The following is a 17249-nucleotide window of genomic DNA, read 5'->3' as shown; positions in this document are numbered from 1 at the left end:
ATGGTTTTTTCTTAGCCACTTAGGCCGGATCTACATCTTAGCATTTTCAACTTGCGTTGTCAACAACTAATTTGCCTGATCCAGATTGACTAGCGCGAGGTTTCAACCCCTTACTTGTTCAATCGTTGTGCGTCTTTGTGGCGCTCAGTTATAGTACCATTTTCACTATATGATGTCAACTATTATTTCATAAGATCCTGCTTTTTATTCACCTTTTCTATTCTATTTAAAAAATTTTTAAATAAATTGATTTGATTAAGCAATATATTAATACAGATACCATATTTAGCGAGATATTAAAATAATCCATCGAAACCGTACTATATCGTAAGGCAAACAACCACTTACCCTCATCGACTTCCTCCAAAGTCGCTGCCACTTTGCTCCTATTAATTGCCCACAAAAGTATGCTCCAACTAGTATGGGAAATGTCGTCCAGTTCCATCCAAGGCCTAGCCAGATACGTAGAAAAGCAATTACAGGCACAGGAAAATGAACGGCTAGAAGCCATTGCCATGAGAACTTGTTAACATTCTCTCGCCAATATCCAAATGGAATATTCAACAAAACTACGACCATAGAAACAACAATCCAAACTAAAACCATATGCACCCAACCCTCCATCACAAAGTATTCTTGGTTAAACAATTTCTTTTCTAAATTTATGTTTACTATGCACCTTCACACAATATACATAAGTGATAAACTCTCGCGAGAGGAGCGTGCTGCAGAATGTTCCAGCGGCCGATCATTCTATTTATTCGAAAAACCTGGTTTTTAGGCCCTATCATAACATTGCTTATTTTATTAATTGGAGCCGGGTCACTTAGATTAAACTCTGTATTCTCTTCCGACCTAAAGAACAAAATTATTGTCATCGATCCTGGACACGGAGGAGCTGATCCAGGAGCACAGAATTCAGGACTCAAAGAAAAAGACATAAATTTAGATATTTCTCTGCGTTTACGTAAGGTTTTGGAATCTAAAGGCTGCAAAGTCATTCTGACCCGCGAAGTGGATAAGGATTTTTTTCTTCCGGGATTTGTCCAAGGACGTATGGCAAAACGAGCAGAATTGAACCAAAGAATTAATTTAGCTTCAGAAAATAACGCCGATTTATTTATTAGTGTGCATACTAATAGTTTTCCTCGACGAAATACCTATGGGATGGAAACCTATTACCATTTAAAATCTGCGACGGGCAAAGCATTGGCAGAACTTATTCAAGAGCAGCTCACTCGCCTTCAATCTGATAACAAACGCAAAGCTAAAGCGGGTGACTATTACCTTATCAACCAAACGAAAATGCCGGCTGTGATCGTAGAAGTTGGATTCATCTCCAATCCTCGGGAAAGAAAACTATTGTTATCGAACAGTTACCGAGACTTGATAGCTGAAGCTATTGGGACAGGAATTGATCAATACTTCAAGGACTTCCCGCTAGGAGTACGAGAAATCGTACAAACAGTATCATCACAAGAAGGCCCCCCCTCTGCTGGCAACGATACCTATAAACTCTACTTCTTAAACTCTGATCTAGAAAACCTCGTTCCAGAAGATCGCCAAATTAGTCAATCAGTATGGGCTGAACTAAACCTTACCCAAAAAGCAAACCTCATTTTGGGTGAACTCATTAAAGGCCCTCAGGCGATCACAAATACGCGCACGCTTGCCCTAAAAACAAAAATCCTTTCTTTAACTATTCAAAAGGGTATAGCTACTATTAATTTAAGTAAGGATATCCAGGACGATTTCCCTGGGGGAGCTTTAGAAGAAGATATGACTATCAAGTCTATCGTCTGGTCGATGACGCAAATTCCTGGAATTAATGGCGTGCGTATACTGATCAATGGGGAATTTGGAGATACCATCGGCGGGCACATCCTCTTAGATCATACATTTAGTACTCAACCATTAAATGAGGTTAACTGAAGACCCTTAAGTATCCCCCATTTTAAGCGTTGTTTCTGTTATATTAATTTCTTAAGTTATTATAATCTTCAGAACAAATGTTGTCTTTTGACTCAACTGTAGTATAATACTACTAAGATATTATAGAGTGTAAGAAGTAGCAGCGTCTAAATATGCAACCTACTTAATTATAGGATTTCAAGTAGCTCAGTTTCATATCCCCCAACCTACTTTCAGTGCCCATATTGTGGTATTGCGCTTAATGCTTTACCTTCTAAACGCTTCCGACTCCACTTAATCCCCCTTCATTCCCTTTGTCTACGCCAGCACACCGTGGATTTGTGCTTTGGCGTAGATTTTTTAATTAAATTACTTTATAAAAATAAAAAACGAAAGCCCAGGATTATCCCGGGCTTTCGTGTTAAAAGCAAAATATTTCAAGGGGTAATACTTAGAAATCAGAGAGCACTGATCGTTATTTTGCAGTCGATACATAATCTTGTGGTTGGATATAGAATTCTATTTCATAACGTTCACTTAACCATTTCGCCTTCCATTCATCCAATAACAAAACGGCATAATTTTCATCTTTATCCATTACTACCGTACTCATGCTGGACTCTGTAAGAAGCTTAATCGTCTTTTCGTTTTTTTCAACCCAACGCACAATTTCAAAAGGAAGCTGTTGAATATTAACCTGAACACCATATTCTTCACGCAATCGGTATTCTAGCACTTCAAACTGTAATTGTCCGACAACACCAATAATCGGAGCCTCTACTCCCACATGGAGATCACGAAAAACATGGATAGCTCCCTCTTCTTGTAGTTCTTGAATCCCTTTGATAAATTGTTTGCGCTTTAAGGCATTCGAGATATTGATACGAGCAAAGTTTTCCGGACTGAAGAAAGGCATAGCTTCAAACTGAAGTCCGTCTTTTTCAGTGAGAACATCCCCAATTCGTAATAGTCCACTATCATGAACTCCTATAATATCGCCAGCATACGCCTCATCGAGAATAGTTCGCTCTTGGGCAAACAACTGCTGAGGCTGGGCGAGCCGGAGCCGACGATGGGAACGCGTATGAATCACATTCATGCCTCGTTCATAGCGACCTGAACAAATCCGGATAAACGCAATGCGATCGCGATGCTGAGCATTCATGTTAGCTTGAATTTTAAAGATATACCCAGAAAAACTTGGGGTCGCTGGATCTAACTCGCCCATATTCGTACTGCGAGGTTGTGGGGCGGGTGCGAGCTCTAGAAAACTGTGCAAAAAGTTGGGGACACCAAAGTTATTGAGTGCACTCCCAAAAAAGACCGGCGTCACCTCTCCATGATCTACCCGTTCCTGAGAGAAAGCATTTCCAGCCAAATCTAAAAGTTCTATTTCATCATTAAGCTGGTTAAGAAGGACCTCTCCAATACCCTCCTGTACATCTGGATTACTGAGGGCCCCGGATACAGGTGGTTTAGCGCTGGCTATGGACTTTTTATTTCCTTCAATAAATCGCTCGACCTGCCCTGTCCGTCGGTCATAAATCCCTTTAAAATCTGGGCCCATACCAATTGGCCAATTCATGGCATACGATTCAATCCCAAGAACCTTTTCCACTTCATCCATTAAATCCAGAGGATCTTTTGCATTACGATCAAATTTATTAATAAATGTAAAAATCGGAATCCCTCGTTTACGGCAGACGTGAAACAATTTTTTCGTCTGAGTTTCAACCCCTTTGGCGGCGTCAATCAGCATGACTGCACTATCGGCTGCCGTCAGAGTACGGTAGGTGTCTTCACTGAAATCTTGGTGACCGGGTGTATCCAAGATATTAATGACGTACCCCTGATAATTGAATTGGAGTGCGCTAGATGTAATAGAAATACCCCGCTGCCGTTCAAGCTCCATCCAATCCGACGTAGCATAACGTTCCGCTTTTCTAGCTTTGACCGAACCAGCTTCTCGAATTGCACCTCCAAAGAGAAGTAGTTTTTCCGTTAATGTCGTCTTTCCTGCATCAGGATGAGAGATGATAGCAAATGTTTTCCGGGAATTAATTTCTAAATTTAAATCCGTCTGGTTCAATTTGTTTAACTCCTTAACTTATCTTTTGCATACATCCTATTCGCAATATACACATTAGACTTCAAATATTGTAAGAATTTATTATACCATGTCTCAATGTATCTCCTCAATCGATTTCCAATTTTTCTACAAGACTATTAAGCACTTCTTAATTGAATAGTCAAAAAGACCCGAACTATCATTTTACAAACCAATCTCAAAAATAGGAAAAGCGCTCAGATAGTTGATCTGAACGCATAACAAAATATCCCTCTTTTGTTAAGCAATTTTATGGCGTCCACTGCCAAATAGCAGAAGGAATTGACCCCCTCATGTAGAATTTGTTAACTAGCTAACGCAGATAAAGGAGGATGGGGCCATGTCTTTATTTGAGGCGCTGTTTGATATTCTAAGCCAAGACGGCTGGGAATTTGATTTTGACCAAAAGAATGAAATCATAAAACTTGAGATCTCTGGCGTTAACACTAACTTCCATGTATTTCTGCTTGTTGATGAAGAACAAGAATCATTACTATGTAACACACACATCAAAAGGAAAATCCCACATGCCAAGCGTCTTGAAGTATGTGAATTTATGAACCGTGTAAATTATGAACTAGCCAATGGTAATTTTGAAATGGATATGGATAACGGAGAAATTCGGTATCGTACATTCCTGGATCTTTCTGACGCGGAGCCTTCAAAAGATCAGATTCAAAATATTGTTTGGAACGGTATACAAGGATTTGACACATATTATCCTGGAATAATAAAGCTCGTGCACTGGGATTACAGCGCAGAGGAAGCGATGACCTGTTGTACTGAGGATGACCGTTAAGAACCTATTGCATTGGTACAATATAAATAAATATCATAATGAAGTGCAATATACTGCCCGTTGCAATAAACAGATGGAATATTTCATGAAAACCAAAGCGTTTTGGGAAAAAATCAAAAATTTTGGTTGCGTATATAACAGCACCCATTGTATAAGCTACTCCACCTACGGCCATAAGAATAATTGCGCCGATCGGTAAATGTTTAATAAGTTGTAAGAACGGTACCAACGCAATCCAGCCAAGCGAGACATAAAACGCAGCTGAAACATAGCGAGGTGCATGGATAAACCAAATTTTCAAAGCCATTCCGACAAAGGCTAAAGTCCAAACTGCAGAGAGCATCGCCCAACGCCATGCCCCTTCCAAACCGTAATAAAAAACTGGTGTATAGGAGCCAGCAATTAAAAAATAAATCGCTATATGATCTAATCTCTTCAAGAGAAGCTCTCTCTGAGGTGTTGTCTGAACCCAATGATAGACCGAGCTAGCCCCATATAGTACTATCACACTTAACCCATAAATCGTCATAATGACGAGTTTCGAAATATTGTTTTTACATATTAGTATTAGAAATACCAACCCAATAATCGCTCCCACAAATGGAATGAAATGGGTCCAAGTGTTCACCGGTTCCTTCATTTTCAAACTCACGTTCCGGCCTCCTATACTGCTCTCTCATATGTTAAATCCTAGTAATAGTTTAAACCTTATAGTAAGGAAAATCAACCTACGCATGGCTCTTGCCAATTTGGTATTAAAGAATTACACCTGAATTCTGTGAACCCTTAACCTATTATTTCGAGATTTATACCTATTTGTTTAAAGGTCTTTGCTTAACAAGCAAGACCTTTAATTGTTTCCTTCTCATCCAAATAAGGTAAGCTCTCTATTTTGTAGCAATAATTACCTGACTAATTAAATCACTCTAACACATAATAAGAATGTTCCAGTACACACACAAATTTAAAGGAGGGTACCTATCATGGCAGGAGAAAGAAACACAAATACACCCGCAGCTCAAGGAGCCTCACAACAGTTGGATCAATTCAAGTATGAAGTAGCAAATGAAATGGGCCTTCAACTCGGGGGTGACCGAACAAGCCGCGAAAACGGTTCTGTTGGCGGCCAAATGACTAAGCGGATGATTCAATTTGCCGAAGAACATCTTAAAGGTGGCAGCAAAATCTAACAATAATCCGTTTTCCAAAAGGACATACGGATTAAATAAGAGGGATATCGAAAGATATCCCTCTTATTATATTTATGGATCTTACACGGACAAGTTTAATAAGTGTCCTCATCACGCCGACGAGGTGGTGCAACCAAACGGTTCACTAAATAGGCTACGCTAATTCCTAAAGCTGTATCAATGATACGATTAAACGCATAATCTAACGGTTTACCTTTGATATTAACCGAAATGGCAATAAACACTACACAAGCAATTGTCATTGCTTTTTGCCATTTTAAATATTTTAGAATTGCCATGGTTAGGATTAGCCCTAACCCTGTCCACAAAGGGCTTCGCACAGCCACCAGTGCAAACAGATAACCTGTTAGGGCACCAACGATCGTTCCTTGCATACGGTGAACTCCCGATATTAATGAACCTTCAACCGTAGCTTGCATTGCAATCACGGCTGCAATGGCACTATAAAACGGGTGCTGGAATTTAAATAATTCAGCAATCCAAATACATAAGGCAACTGCGATTCCTGTCTTAATAATTCTCCAACCAATCATTGGTGCTCCTTACTATAAAGTATTGGGTTCTTACGGAATTGTAATTTTTACTAATGTAAAATCAAAAAAAGAATAGGAGCAATGTCGCTCCTATTTAATCGTACCATCGGTTTCTTCCAGGTGTTTTTTCTTTGAGGCCAATTGAGCTTTAACATCCTTGATTTGATGTGAGCTAAGCTCTTCAGCATTTTCAGCTAAAAACTCTTCGTTTTTATGAATGTTTCGAAGGGTCAATTCGATCTTCTTTAACTCTTCATTCTTATCTTTATTGCCATCGTGTCTGGGCATGATCATCACCTCATGCATAGTTTATCCAAAGATAATGTATTCATTCTCGCTTATAAAATGATGATTTCCAGTATAGTAGTAAAGATGCAAAGTGAAAATACAAAAAAAAGAACCGCAAGCGGCTCTTTGATTAAGACAGATTATTGTGCGGTTGTATGTTATCCTACCACGGAATATCCAGCATCTTCAACAGCTTTAACAAGACTCGCCCGTTCAGCGTCACCCGTTACAACGGCTTCCTTGGCTGCAAGATCAACTTTAACGCTTTCAACACCACTTACCCCTTGCAGAGCTTTCTCAGCTCTCATTTTGCAATGGTTACAAGTCATGCCTTCAACCTTAAGAATGATTTGGCTCATTTTTTTCACCTCCTTTATCAGAAGTCAGAATTTTATATCCTTCCTCTCAAGGAGCATGTTGCAACTTCAGAGAAAAACAAACAATGGCTGTTTCTTTGCTATCATTCACTAACCCCATTGAACAGACCCTACCAATTTAATCTATCAGTTTCTCGTCATACCTTCTCAACATCAGAGAACTGGTCACAACAGACACAGAGGAGAAGGCCATGGCTAGTCCTGCCCACTCAGGCGGTAACAGCTTCCCAGTTAAGGGATACAGGATGCCAGCGGCAATTGGAATACCGATGGTATTGTAAATTAAGGCCCAAAAAAGGTTTTGCTTAATTTTGTTGAGTGTTTTTCGCCCTAAACGAATAGCCCTCTCCACATCAAGGAGATCATTACGAACTAAAACAACATCCCCTGTGTCCTTGGCAACATCGGTCCCAGAACCGATAGCAATTCCAATATCGGATTGAGCTAAAGCCGGAGCGTCATTAATCCCATCCCCTACCATTGCCACCTTAAAGCCTTGGTCTTGATATTTCTTAATAATATTGATCTTATCTTGTGGCAAGATTTCGGCAATAACTTCATCAATCCCAACCTGATCGCCGACCAGATGAGCGATTTTTTTATTGTCTCCCGTAATCATGAACGTCTTTAAACCTAACTGGTGTAGTCGATTAATGGCTTCTTTTGTGCTCTCTTTAATCACATCTGCTAGGGCAATTAGCCCAATCACGCGGTCGCCTAAAGCAATAAAACTAGTTGTTCTGCCCGATTCAGCCAGACGCTGAAAATCTTTTTCCGCTTCTTGGACATTTACGCTGTGCAAGTTCATCAGCTTAATGTTTCCAATGAGCAATGGCTGTCCTTCAAAGGTGCAAGTTACACCATAGCCTCCCTCTTCTCTATAATTCGCCACATCTTGGATTGCCAGGTGTTCTTTTTTGGCCTTTAAGACAACCGCCTGGGCCAACGGATGAATAGAGGGATTTTCAGCTGCTGTCGCAATTTTAAGCACTTCCTGTTTCGTATAGGAGCCATAGGGTACAATCTCTGTCACTTCCGGAGTTCCTTTAGTTAATGTCCCCGTTTTGTCAAACCCAACAACTTGTAAGTGAGCAATTCCTTCAAGTACCGCTGCCGATTTAAATAAGATACCTCGGTTTAATCCTACCCCGCTGCCAACCATAATCGCCGTAGGCGTAGCCAGTCCCAACGCACAGGGACAAGCGACAACTAAAACAGCGATAGCAGCCGTGAAGGCAAAAACGAACGTACTATGCAACGCGAAATACCACACTAAGAAAGTAATGAGTGATATCGAAACAACAGTTGGGACAAAGAAATTAGAAATGGTATCTGCTAGTCTTTGAATCGGTGGTTTTACTCCTTGAGCATCTTCGACCATTCTGATGATTCCTGAAAGTACCGTATCCTTACCAGTTTTGGTTGTCTTAACTTTAATACTACCAGAACGATTGATCGTAGCCCCGATCACAGGGGCCCCTACTCCTTTGTCGATGGGAATGGATTCTCCTGTCAGCATCGCCTCGTCGATACTGGCTTGTCCCTCGATAATCTCGCCGTCTACTGGTATTCTTTCCCCGGATTTAACAATAACAATATCATCTATTTTTAGATCGGATGCGGCTACTTCCTTTTCTTCACCATTCACAAGCAAGTGTGCCTTATCAGCCTGTAACTCTAACAGACGTTTTAAGGCCTGACCGGCCCGCCCTTTCGCTTTAGCCTCGAGGTATTTTCCAAAGCGCACAAAGGCAATCAATAAGGCAGACGTATCAAAGAAATTTGGACCTTCGAAGAAAATCGTCGGGAGGAACATATGCAACGTCGTCATTAAGCTATACCCATAAGAAGCTGTGATCCCCAACGCAACCAGAACATCCATATTGGCTGAACGGTTTTTCAAGGCGTGGTAAGCTCCACGATAGAATGTCCAACCAGCCGTAAACTGGACAATAGTTGCCAAAGCAAGGATCGTATACATTACAGTTCTCGTCATGGGGAGATACATAAGAGGCATAATAGGCAAAGCTAGAACTGCACTAAAAATGAGCCAATTACGCTGTTTGATGGCAATTCGATCATCTTGGTTTTCATCCTTATTCTCCATAGGGATATATCCAGCATCTCGCACTAGTTCGAAAATCTCTTTCATATTGACGACACTTGGATCAAATTCAACAGCGACAGTTTCGCTCGCGAAATTAACAGCAACGCTTTGAATACCTTGGGTGGCTTTCAGCTTTTTCTCAATTGTCAGAGCACAATTTGCACACGTCATGCCACTCACTTTGAATTGTTGCTTTCCTCCATTTTCACTTTGAGCTGCATACCCCAGATCCTTGATCTTGGCAAGGAGGGCATCTTCCTCGACCAATTCTGGATCCATTTCGACTGTTAATCTTTCCGATGCAAAATTAACGGCAACTGTTTTAACTCCGGGCATCTTTTGGAGACCCTTTTCAATGGTTAATGCGCAATTTGCACAGGTCATGCCACTTATTTTAAACTGTTGCTTTTGCGCTTCTGCGTTAGATACGGAAGATGCCATAGGAATAATGCTAGGGGCCGCAACCTCTGATTCTGCCGGCTTCACAAAGTTTTCTGAGATACCCTCAGACTTCGCCTGTTCCACTTCAGTATCGGCCAGCTTTTCCAGCGAATAACCAGCTTCCTCAATTTCTTTACGGATGTCAGACAAATTGACCATATCAGGGTCCCAATCAAAGGTCGCCTTCGAATCGTCTAAGGATACACTGACCTGCTCCACACTCGGAAATTTTTCTAAAATTTTAGTGACATGGTTGACACAGTGCTGACAGCTCATTCCATAGACTGGAATTTCTTTTTGCTCACGGATCGCTTGTTTTGTCATTTTTATTCTCTCCTAAACGAGGCTTTTATACTAAAAGACATCCCTATCGAATCATACGAAAGATAGTTTTCAGGACCTCATCGACAACCTGTTCATCTCCGGCCTGAAGTTGTTCCTTAACGCAGGATTTCATGTGTTTCTCCAGGAGTAATCGGGCAGCTCCATCTAATGCAGATTGTGCGGAGGCGATTTGATTTAAGACATCATCACAATAAACGTGACGTTCGATCATCCCCTTAATCCCCCGTATTTGTCCTTCAATGCGATTCATACGTGTCACAAGTTCTTTAATCGTTTTATCATCATGATGACTCGTCCGTTCGCCTTGATTCTCGCCATCACTCTGACAGAGAGAACATGAGTGGACTTTTTCTTCTGATTTCATTTAATTAATCACCTCGCTAATCAATATAGTATACCCCCCTATACTATAAGTCAAGTATTAGTATATTAGTTATCCTAATATGGGCATGGAAGTTCACTACGGCAAAAAGATTCATGCCATGACATGAATCTTTAATCTATAATTTTCTTATTGTATCCATTCATTCTAGCTTTACACTATGTACCATTACTAATTTACTTTATACGTGCTATGTGACCGATAAATCTCTGATCCCCTAACTTTGACAGACTTTTTACTGTTCGCCCTCTTCGGGAACAATACAAATAAATGTAAATAGTTGATTTCCTTGGTTTGAAAACTGATGTATCTTATTCCCTGGAACGTAAGCATAAGAACCTGCTTCAAGCTGATGATCTATTCCATCCAAATGAAGTATACCTTTTCCATTTAAAATGTAATTGATATGGGGCCATGCATGGCTGTGTTTGGGCGTGTACCCGTCGACCTCTAACTCGAAGACCCGCATAACATTCCCCTCCCAACCTTCCTGGGGAGAGATAAGAACTTTTTTAATGACATTTTTCAAGGAATCCCCTTCAAGTTTTACCACTTGGACATCTCTCTCATGTGCAACAATCATTATTTATTCGACCTCCTCTTGATTGACTATTGCATACATTCTGCTTCTTTCCCAGAACTCCTCCCCGAATTAAAGCATTCAAAATATTTTTAGTGTTTATAGCACTACCCATAATTTCCCAGTCACTTGTTCAAACAGTACCGCCAGTTCTTAATTACCTTGTGATCCGTCTTTTTTCAACTTAAATTCCTGGCGCAGGCATATCTGGACCACTAATATGATGACAATGTCCAGCATCAACCGAAGTATAAAAATCCCAATCATGTACATGTTGGTTATTTGGTAACGGAATCGCGGGTCCGGAAACTGCTTTATAGTAATGAGAATGTCCATGTTCGTACATTACCCAGCTTTCTGAGTGATGAACATGGCTTCCAACCATTGTCTGAACAGCTGGCCCTGTAATGTCCAGGCATTGATGTGCATGTCCATGGTCACAGGACGTATGCGTGACACTCCCATGATTATGAGCAGGCTCTGATTTAACGTGTGAATACATTAAAATTCCTCCTTCTTACCAGTTCCATCTTTAATACTAGTTTAAGTACCATCCCAGTTTATGTTAAGAGTATTTATTTCGTGCTTAGGGCTTGCCTCGCTAAAATGTCCAACTAAGGTTCTTAAAGAACTTAAAAAATTTTTAAATTGTCTTTGATTAATCGTTAAAATTTTGAGGATATAGTGTTTTAAATAATACACTTGTATATTAATTGGGTTTAAATCCCCAATATAGTAATCATATGTAGATGTAGTTAAATAAAGGAATCGATCTACAGGAGTTTAGAATGCCGAGAGATGTGGTATTCGGAACGGGTACGTTTGAGTACCTGAAACAAGTTAAGGGTTCTAAAGCTTTTATCTCAATGGGCAAAGGTTCGATGAAAACTAACGGGGTATTAGACCAAGTGCTAGCTTATCTAAAAGAAGCGGGAATTGAGTCCATATTTCTAGGCCAATTGTGAATAGAACATCAGACCAATACGAACCCATGCAGACATGGGTTCGTATTGGTCTGATGGTTAGTTTTATCGGAAGGTGGCTATCTTTTGTTTAGTAGGGTAATCTAGAAGATATAAATGCTTATTGCTATAGGAGGATCACCGTGTTCAAACGTTTACTCTGGGTTATAACGTCAAGTTTGCTCATCTTGAACTTAGGCTGCAACAAAATATGGTCATCCTTACCTTTACCCAAGGACATCGCTCCCCCTCAATCTCAATCTCAACCTAAGTCTCAAACCTCATCTGATCCAAGCACGGTCCCACAAGGGCTCATTGGTCTTCCTCTGCCGCTTTCCCCATTTTCCAAAGCTACACCCGCAGATATTACTCAGCTTGAGCAAGTCGTTGTTGACCTTATCAATGAAGACCGCCTCAAAGCAGGTCTTTCCATTGTCACCTGGGATGTGACGGCCGCCAAATCAGCCCGCCAACATGTCCTTGAAGAAGCAAATAACGGTTATATTAGCCACTGGGGAATGGATGGAGAGAAACCACAGCACCGGTACACTTTAGCAGGTGGACTCGATGCAGTTGATGAGAACGAAAGTGTTACGCTTTGGCTTGAAGGTGGCTTTCGCGGCGTTTCCAAAGAGCAACTCAAAACAATCGTCTCTGAACATCAATCCGCCATGATCAACGAACAACCTCCCAATAACGGACATCGCCAAAACATCTTGGATCCTCATCATACTGGAGTAGGGGTAGCCCTTGCGGTCGGAAAATACGGTGTGGCGATGGCCCAGGAATTCACAAATAATTATTCTGTCATAACACAGCCTCCCCTGACAGCCACTCCTGGTTCTACCATTACCCTCAAAGGAAAGATCAACCAAGGTTATAAAATTCAAGGCATTTATGGGGTTTGGGAATCTCTCCCTAAGCCCATGACCCGAGAACAACTCATGCAAACCCATTCCTATTCTGATCCTTCTTGGGATAACCTGCATTTTTTTGCCAAACCTCAGGGCAAGGGCTATTATATATCCACCCCGTCCGGGAACGTCTCTGCCCATAATATTAGTGTTGATAATCAAGGGAATTTCTCTGTCCAAGTCCCCTTAGTTAAATCCCACGCGCTGGATTATCTAACCATTGAAATCGCCCCAAATAATAAGCCGAAGGACACTTTCTATGCTGCCCAGTTCGTGATCAAGCTCTGAATATTTATCGATAACGTAGTATTCCTGTGAACTAATACAAAAGCCGCCCTTCTGGACGGCTTCAACTTTGGATTTCAATTCTTTAAATCAACGGGTTATCGATTAAGGTTGCAAATTGGAACTCATGAAAATGACCGTCATCCATTGTGGAGTTTCCCTCAACAAAGTGTACGTGTTTACCGTTGCCAACTGGTATGGGGGGCCCTGTAATGACTCCTATTTCATGGTGATGGTTTTGGAAAAAATCAGTATTTGTCAATATTGCATGTCTATGACCACCCGCGTGAGGTATCTTTTGACTGGTAACTCCAGCAAAACGATGATTATGGCGATCTTCGCCTTCTTCTGCCAGTTTAGTACTTCCTTCGAATTCGTGTACATGAGTCTGTGAACCTTCTGGACTTTCTAGAATTATTGATTCATTTTGTTGATTCATTGTTATTGTTAGTCCCCTTCTGCTCAAATTTGTTAGAAATGATAGAATTGCTTTATACCGCGACTCGCTGATCCCAATCTTCGGAACTTTCATCTTAATCCTCTTCTATACACCATACCTATTTCCTTCAGATATTAATTAATGTGCTGTTTAATAAAGTATATGTATTTGTCCTAATAATGTTCCAAGCATTCTATGAGAACTTTTTCGTAGCCTTAAAAATTACCTCATACACATCCATGGTGAAATGGCCGCTGGAGAAAACATGAAATAGTTTCCTCCAGCGGCCATCATTATACGTTTAGCGTATCTCCACCAGGGTTGCAAGCAAGCTTATGACCCTGGTCGGCTGGACGAGATAAATGCAGGACTAGAATACCGTTGGACACGGGTTGCGTTGAGAACAGCCAGTAGCGCCACACCGACATCAGCAAAAACCGCTTCCCACATATTCGCTATTCCCAAGATCCCCAACAAAATGAACCCTAATTTAATTCCTAAGGCAAAAAAGATATTTTGCCAAATGATCTTCTTTGTAAACCGAGCAATGTCAATCGCTGTTAAAAGTTTAGTTGGCTGATCTTGCATAAGAACCACATCGGCAGCTTCGATCGCTGCATCTGACCCTAAACCGCCCATCGCGATGCCAACATCCGCCCTTGTCAAGACAGGGGCATCATTAATCCCATCCCCAACAAAGATAACCTTCCCTTTGCCGTGCCTTTCAGCTATGAACTTTTCCAACCAAGTCAGCTTATCCTGCGGAAGTAAATCTGCGTAATATTCATTAACCCCTAAGTCACTAGCCACACTTTGAGCAACCCCTTGATGGTCTCCCGTCAGCATGACAGTTTTTAAGCCTGCCTTACCTAACGCTTCGATAGTATCCTTCGCACCGGACTTTATACGGTCAGCAATCAGGATATACCCAACATATTGACCAGACGCCGCAACATGAACAAATGTTCCTGACTTCTCTTGATCACTAACTTCTGAAACCGAAATCCCGGCTCGCTGTAAAAAAGCAGCCTTTCCGACCAGAACCTCTTGGCCCTTAATCTTAGCTTGAATACCTGCCCCGCTTATCTCCTTATAATCTTCAAGTGTCCCAACTTCCAGGGGAGATGGGTAGTTTTCACGAATTGATTTGGCAATGGGATGATTGGAGTGGACTTCCGCCGTTGCCGCGATTTCCATTAGATATTCTGGGCTGAATCCCGCAGAGGGTTGGAGCTTAATAACCTCAAAGACCCCTTGAGTTAACGTTCCAGTCTTATCAAAAACAACCGTCCTCACTTGAGTTAAAGCTTCAAGAAAATTGGCCCCTTTGACAAGAATACCATGCCGGGAGGCCCCACCGATCCCACCAAAATACCCTAAGGGAACTGAGATTACTAAGGCACATGGGCAGGAAATTACAAGAATCGTTAACGCACGATAGAGCCAATGACTGAATGACCCCGCCCCAAGCAGAGGCGGTAAAATTGCGATTCCTAAAGCGGTTAACACTACTCCAGGTGTGTAATAACGCGAAAATGTCGTAATAAAATTTTCAGTCCGTGCTTTACGCGTACTTGCATTTTCCACAAGGTCAAGGATTTTTTGCATAGAAGACTCAGCATAGGGACGAGTCACTTGAACCGTTAGCACACCACTAGTATTCATCATTCCAGACAATACGACGTCACCTGCTTCGACTTGTCGAGGAACCGACTCTCCGGTCAAAGCAGACGTATCCACGAACGAGGACCCTCTCAGTACTTCTCCGTCCAGTGGAACCCGCTCCCCAGGTCGCACCAGGATCTGTTGTCCGACTTGGACATCTTCTGGTTCAACTTTCAGTACATCTAACTGGTGGATCAGGTTCGCATAATCAGGTCGAATGTTCGTTAAAGCCTGAATCGAGTGCCGTGAACGATTAACCGCCAAGTCTTGAATATATTCACCAATGGTATAAAAGAGCATAACCCCAACAGCTTCAGGTAATTGGTGGATTCCAATTGCCCCAAGCGTTGCTAACGACATTAGGAAATTTTCGTCAAACAGCGCCCCGCGTGCCATATTTCGCATAGCTCTATATAACACTTCATAGCCGACTAAACCATAGGCGGTTAAATAAAGCGTATAGTCTAAAACCCAGGAAGAGTTTGGGTAGAGCGTTGTTAATACTAAACCAAATAAGAATAATGCACTAGCAACGATCATCCGCAACCTTTTCCATTGAGTATGCTGGGAGTTTTCTTGCCGATCTAGATTCTTACTTTCTCGCTGATTGACAGGTCTTAATTTTACGCCCGGCTCAATTCTATCGACGATTCGTTGTGCCAGATCGAGAGCAGCTGGAGGTAAAAAAACAGTTTGGGTAGCAAAGTTCAAAGTCGTTTGTCCAATCGTTTCTTCAGCACAAAAGGCCTTCTCTATTTTAATGGCACAATTTGCACAACACAAACCATGCAAGCGATACTTAAGCCTCTTCTCACGATCTTCTTTTAGGTCATTTTTCTGGCTGCTTATTTTTTCCTGGACAGTCTGCTTCGAGTTTTTTAGTAGAATCGTTTGTTGCAGCTTTGTTGTTGTGCTCATGCTTTTCTCCTCCAACTATATTTATGAACGACCTTCTAAAATGTGCTCGATACCCTCACGATAAAGTGCCAAGACATGATCATCATCTAAAGAGTAAAACACCATCTTCCCTTCCCGACGGTATTTCACAAGATGGTTGCTCCGCAGAACACGTAATTGATGGGACGTGGCTGACTGGCTTAATTCCAAAAGTTCAGCCAGATCACAGACACAAAATTCACCTTTCGCTAAGGCATCCATGATACGAATCCGAGTAGGATCTCCAAGAGTTTTAAATAACTCGGCTAATTTATTTACTTGCTCTCCCGGAATGAGCGTTTTTTCAACCTCTTTGATCAACTCCTTATGGATACACAAGACCTCACAGACAGGACTATCCGATGTTTCCTCAAGAGCTGCCATTGTGTTATTTTCAAGGTCTACTATCCTATCAACCATCGCAATCTCCCTCCTACATATGATTATATGTTCATACATTATTATATCAATTGACTTCCTTTAAATCAATTGCCTAGTATATAAAATTAAAAAAAGTGCGGCCCTCCTTTATAGAGAGTCACACTAGTTACCAATATATCAATTCAGTTATATAGCAAGATCTTGTTTCCGACGGTTAAACTCCTCGGTGTCAATTTCCCCCTGAGCATATCGTTCACGTAGAATCAATAAAGCAGGATCATTTTGCTTATGAATGGCCCGAACCTTTTTACCGTGCCGTTTCAAGATAATAACGGCAAGAATAATAATGACAAGCATAAAGATCAAGTGACAAGCTATAGGGATCAATACAAACCACCCGTGAGATCCGTTTGCCAGGAAACCAGTACCATATCCATGCATTATGTTTCCCCCACCGCGTATTACATTATTACCAGCATACATCATCTCTTTAAATCCCCCTTATTTTAAGGCCTTTTGGCGTTCGTTAAATTCTTCGGAGCTAATCTCTCCTCGAGCATAACGTATTCGAACTATATCGAGTGCA

19 protein-coding genes are annotated in these 17249 nt (G+C 41.3%); 5 read left to right on the top strand and 14 right to left on the bottom strand.

Annotated elements, in window-relative coordinates:
• Nucleotides 1-285: 285 nt before the first annotated feature.
• Nucleotides 286-606 carry a hypothetical protein gene (locus tag DSBG_RS14160; RefSeq protein WP_068964959.1) on the bottom strand — a complete coding sequence of 107 codons (321 nt, stop codon included), beginning with the start codon at nt 604-606 and terminating at the stop codon, nt 286-288.
• Between the two features lie 189 nt (nt 607-795).
• On the opposite strand from DSBG_RS14160, the gene DSBG_RS14155 reads away from it, so the two are divergent.
• On the top strand, nt 796-1932 hold the full coding sequence (locus tag DSBG_RS14155; protein ID WP_242877639.1) for an N-acetylmuramoyl-L-alanine amidase: 1137 nt from the start codon (nt 796-798) through the stop codon (nt 1930-1932).
• Nucleotides 1933-2386: 454 nt separating this feature from the next.
• Here DSBG_RS14155 and DSBG_RS14150 read toward each other — a convergent pair whose 3' ends face one another.
• Complete coding sequence (locus tag DSBG_RS14150) at nt 2387-4000, bottom strand: peptide chain release factor 3 (protein ID WP_068964957.1); 1614 nt, start codon at nt 3998-4000, stop codon at nt 2387-2389.
• Nucleotides 4001-4358: 358 nt separating this feature from the next.
• Between DSBG_RS14150 and DSBG_RS14145 the strand changes: the two genes are divergently transcribed.
• On the top strand, nt 4359-4817 hold the full coding sequence (locus tag DSBG_RS14145) for a YbjN domain-containing protein (protein ID WP_068964956.1): 459 nt from the start codon (nt 4359-4361) through the stop codon (nt 4815-4817).
• A 4-nt stretch (nt 4818-4821) separates the two neighbouring features.
• Here the strand turns inward: DSBG_RS14145 and trhA are convergent, their stop codons facing one another.
• Nucleotides 4822-5469, bottom strand: a complete 648-nt coding sequence (gene trhA / locus DSBG_RS14140; RefSeq protein ID WP_176716278.1) for a PAQR family membrane homeostasis protein TrhA — start codon at nt 5467-5469, stop codon at nt 4822-4824.
• Between the two features lie 331 nt (nt 5470-5800).
• Between trhA and DSBG_RS14135 the strand changes: the two genes are divergently transcribed.
• Nucleotides 5801-6007 (top strand): alpha/beta-type small acid-soluble spore protein, encoded by a 207-nt coding sequence (locus tag DSBG_RS14135; RefSeq protein ID WP_009622708.1) that lies wholly within the window; start codon nt 5801-5803, stop codon nt 6005-6007.
• 95 nt (nt 6008-6102) lie between these two features.
• Here DSBG_RS14135 and DSBG_RS14130 read toward each other — a convergent pair whose 3' ends face one another.
• The 7 genes from DSBG_RS14130 to DSBG_RS14100 form a co-directional block, all read right to left on the bottom strand.
• Entirely contained in the window at nt 6103-6561 is a 459-nt protein-coding gene (locus DSBG_RS14130) for an FUSC family protein (RefSeq protein ID WP_068964955.1), read from the bottom strand.
• 90 nt (nt 6562-6651) lie between these two features.
• Nucleotides 6652-6849: a hypothetical protein gene (locus tag DSBG_RS14125; RefSeq protein WP_009622710.1), complete on the bottom strand. Its 198-nt coding sequence runs from the start codon at nt 6847-6849 to the stop codon at nt 6652-6654.
• A gap of 158 nt (nt 6850-7007) precedes the next feature.
• Nucleotides 7008-7208 carry a CopZ family metallochaperone gene (locus DSBG_RS14120; protein ID WP_009622711.1) on the bottom strand — a complete coding sequence of 67 codons (201 nt, stop codon included), beginning with the start codon at nt 7206-7208 and terminating at the stop codon, nt 7008-7010.
• Nucleotides 7209-7344: 136 nt separating this feature from the next.
• Complete coding sequence (locus tag DSBG_RS14115; RefSeq protein ID WP_068964954.1) at nt 7345-10098, bottom strand: heavy metal translocating P-type ATPase; 2754 nt, start codon at nt 10096-10098, stop codon at nt 7345-7347.
• Between the two features lie 43 nt (nt 10099-10141).
• The gene (locus DSBG_RS14110) at nt 10142-10483 is read right to left on the bottom strand and encodes a metal-sensitive transcriptional regulator (RefSeq protein WP_068964953.1); all 342 of its coding nucleotides are present in this window, start codon (nt 10481-10483) and stop codon (nt 10142-10144) included.
• A 253-nt stretch (nt 10484-10736) separates the two neighbouring features.
• Nucleotides 10737-11084, bottom strand: coding sequence for a cupin domain-containing protein (locus DSBG_RS14105; protein ID WP_068964952.1), 348 nt, complete (start codon nt 11082-11084; stop codon nt 10737-10739).
• A gap of 181 nt (nt 11085-11265) precedes the next feature.
• Nucleotides 11266-11583 carry a YmaF family protein gene (locus DSBG_RS14100; protein ID WP_068964951.1) on the bottom strand — a complete coding sequence of 106 codons (318 nt, stop codon included), beginning with the start codon at nt 11581-11583 and terminating at the stop codon, nt 11266-11268.
• A 286-nt stretch (nt 11584-11869) separates the two neighbouring features.
• On the opposite strand from DSBG_RS14100, the gene DSBG_RS21905 reads away from it, so the two are divergent.
• Complete coding sequence (locus DSBG_RS21905; RefSeq protein ID WP_242877636.1) at nt 11870-12046, top strand: iron-containing alcohol dehydrogenase; 177 nt, start codon at nt 11870-11872, stop codon at nt 12044-12046.
• 140 nt (nt 12047-12186) lie between these two features.
• Entirely contained in the window at nt 12187-13245 is a 1059-nt protein-coding gene (locus tag DSBG_RS14095) for a CAP domain-containing protein (RefSeq protein ID WP_068964950.1), read from the top strand.
• Between the two features lie 82 nt (nt 13246-13327).
• Here the strand turns inward: DSBG_RS14095 and DSBG_RS14090 are convergent, their stop codons facing one another.
• From DSBG_RS14090 to DSBG_RS14075, 4 genes are all read right to left on the bottom strand, one after another.
• On the bottom strand, nt 13328-13681 hold the full coding sequence (locus DSBG_RS14090; protein WP_068964962.1) for a YmaF family protein: 354 nt from the start codon (nt 13679-13681) through the stop codon (nt 13328-13330).
• Nucleotides 13682-14014: 333 nt separating this feature from the next.
• Nucleotides 14015-16264 carry a heavy metal translocating P-type ATPase gene (locus DSBG_RS14085; RefSeq protein ID WP_083236879.1) on the bottom strand — a complete coding sequence of 750 codons (2250 nt, stop codon included), beginning with the start codon at nt 16262-16264 and terminating at the stop codon, nt 14015-14017.
• Between the two features lie 21 nt (nt 16265-16285).
• Nucleotides 16286-16702, bottom strand: a complete 417-nt coding sequence (locus DSBG_RS14080; RefSeq protein ID WP_083236878.1) for an ArsR/SmtB family transcription factor — start codon at nt 16700-16702, stop codon at nt 16286-16288.
• Nucleotides 16703-16849: 147 nt separating this feature from the next.
• Nucleotides 16850-17149 carry an SHOCT domain-containing protein gene (locus DSBG_RS14075; RefSeq protein WP_083236877.1) on the bottom strand — a complete coding sequence of 100 codons (300 nt, stop codon included), beginning with the start codon at nt 17147-17149 and terminating at the stop codon, nt 16850-16852.
• Nucleotides 17150-17249 lie beyond the last annotated feature (100 nt).

It is taken from the genome of Desulfosporosinus cupriresistens, assembly GCF_001707885.1.
Taxonomy (GTDB): domain Bacteria; phylum Bacillota; class Desulfitobacteriia; order Desulfitobacteriales; family Desulfitobacteriaceae; genus Desulfosporosinus.
Note: the sequence above shows the minus strand (reverse complement) of the source record. Positions and strands in the feature narration are given on the sequence as shown.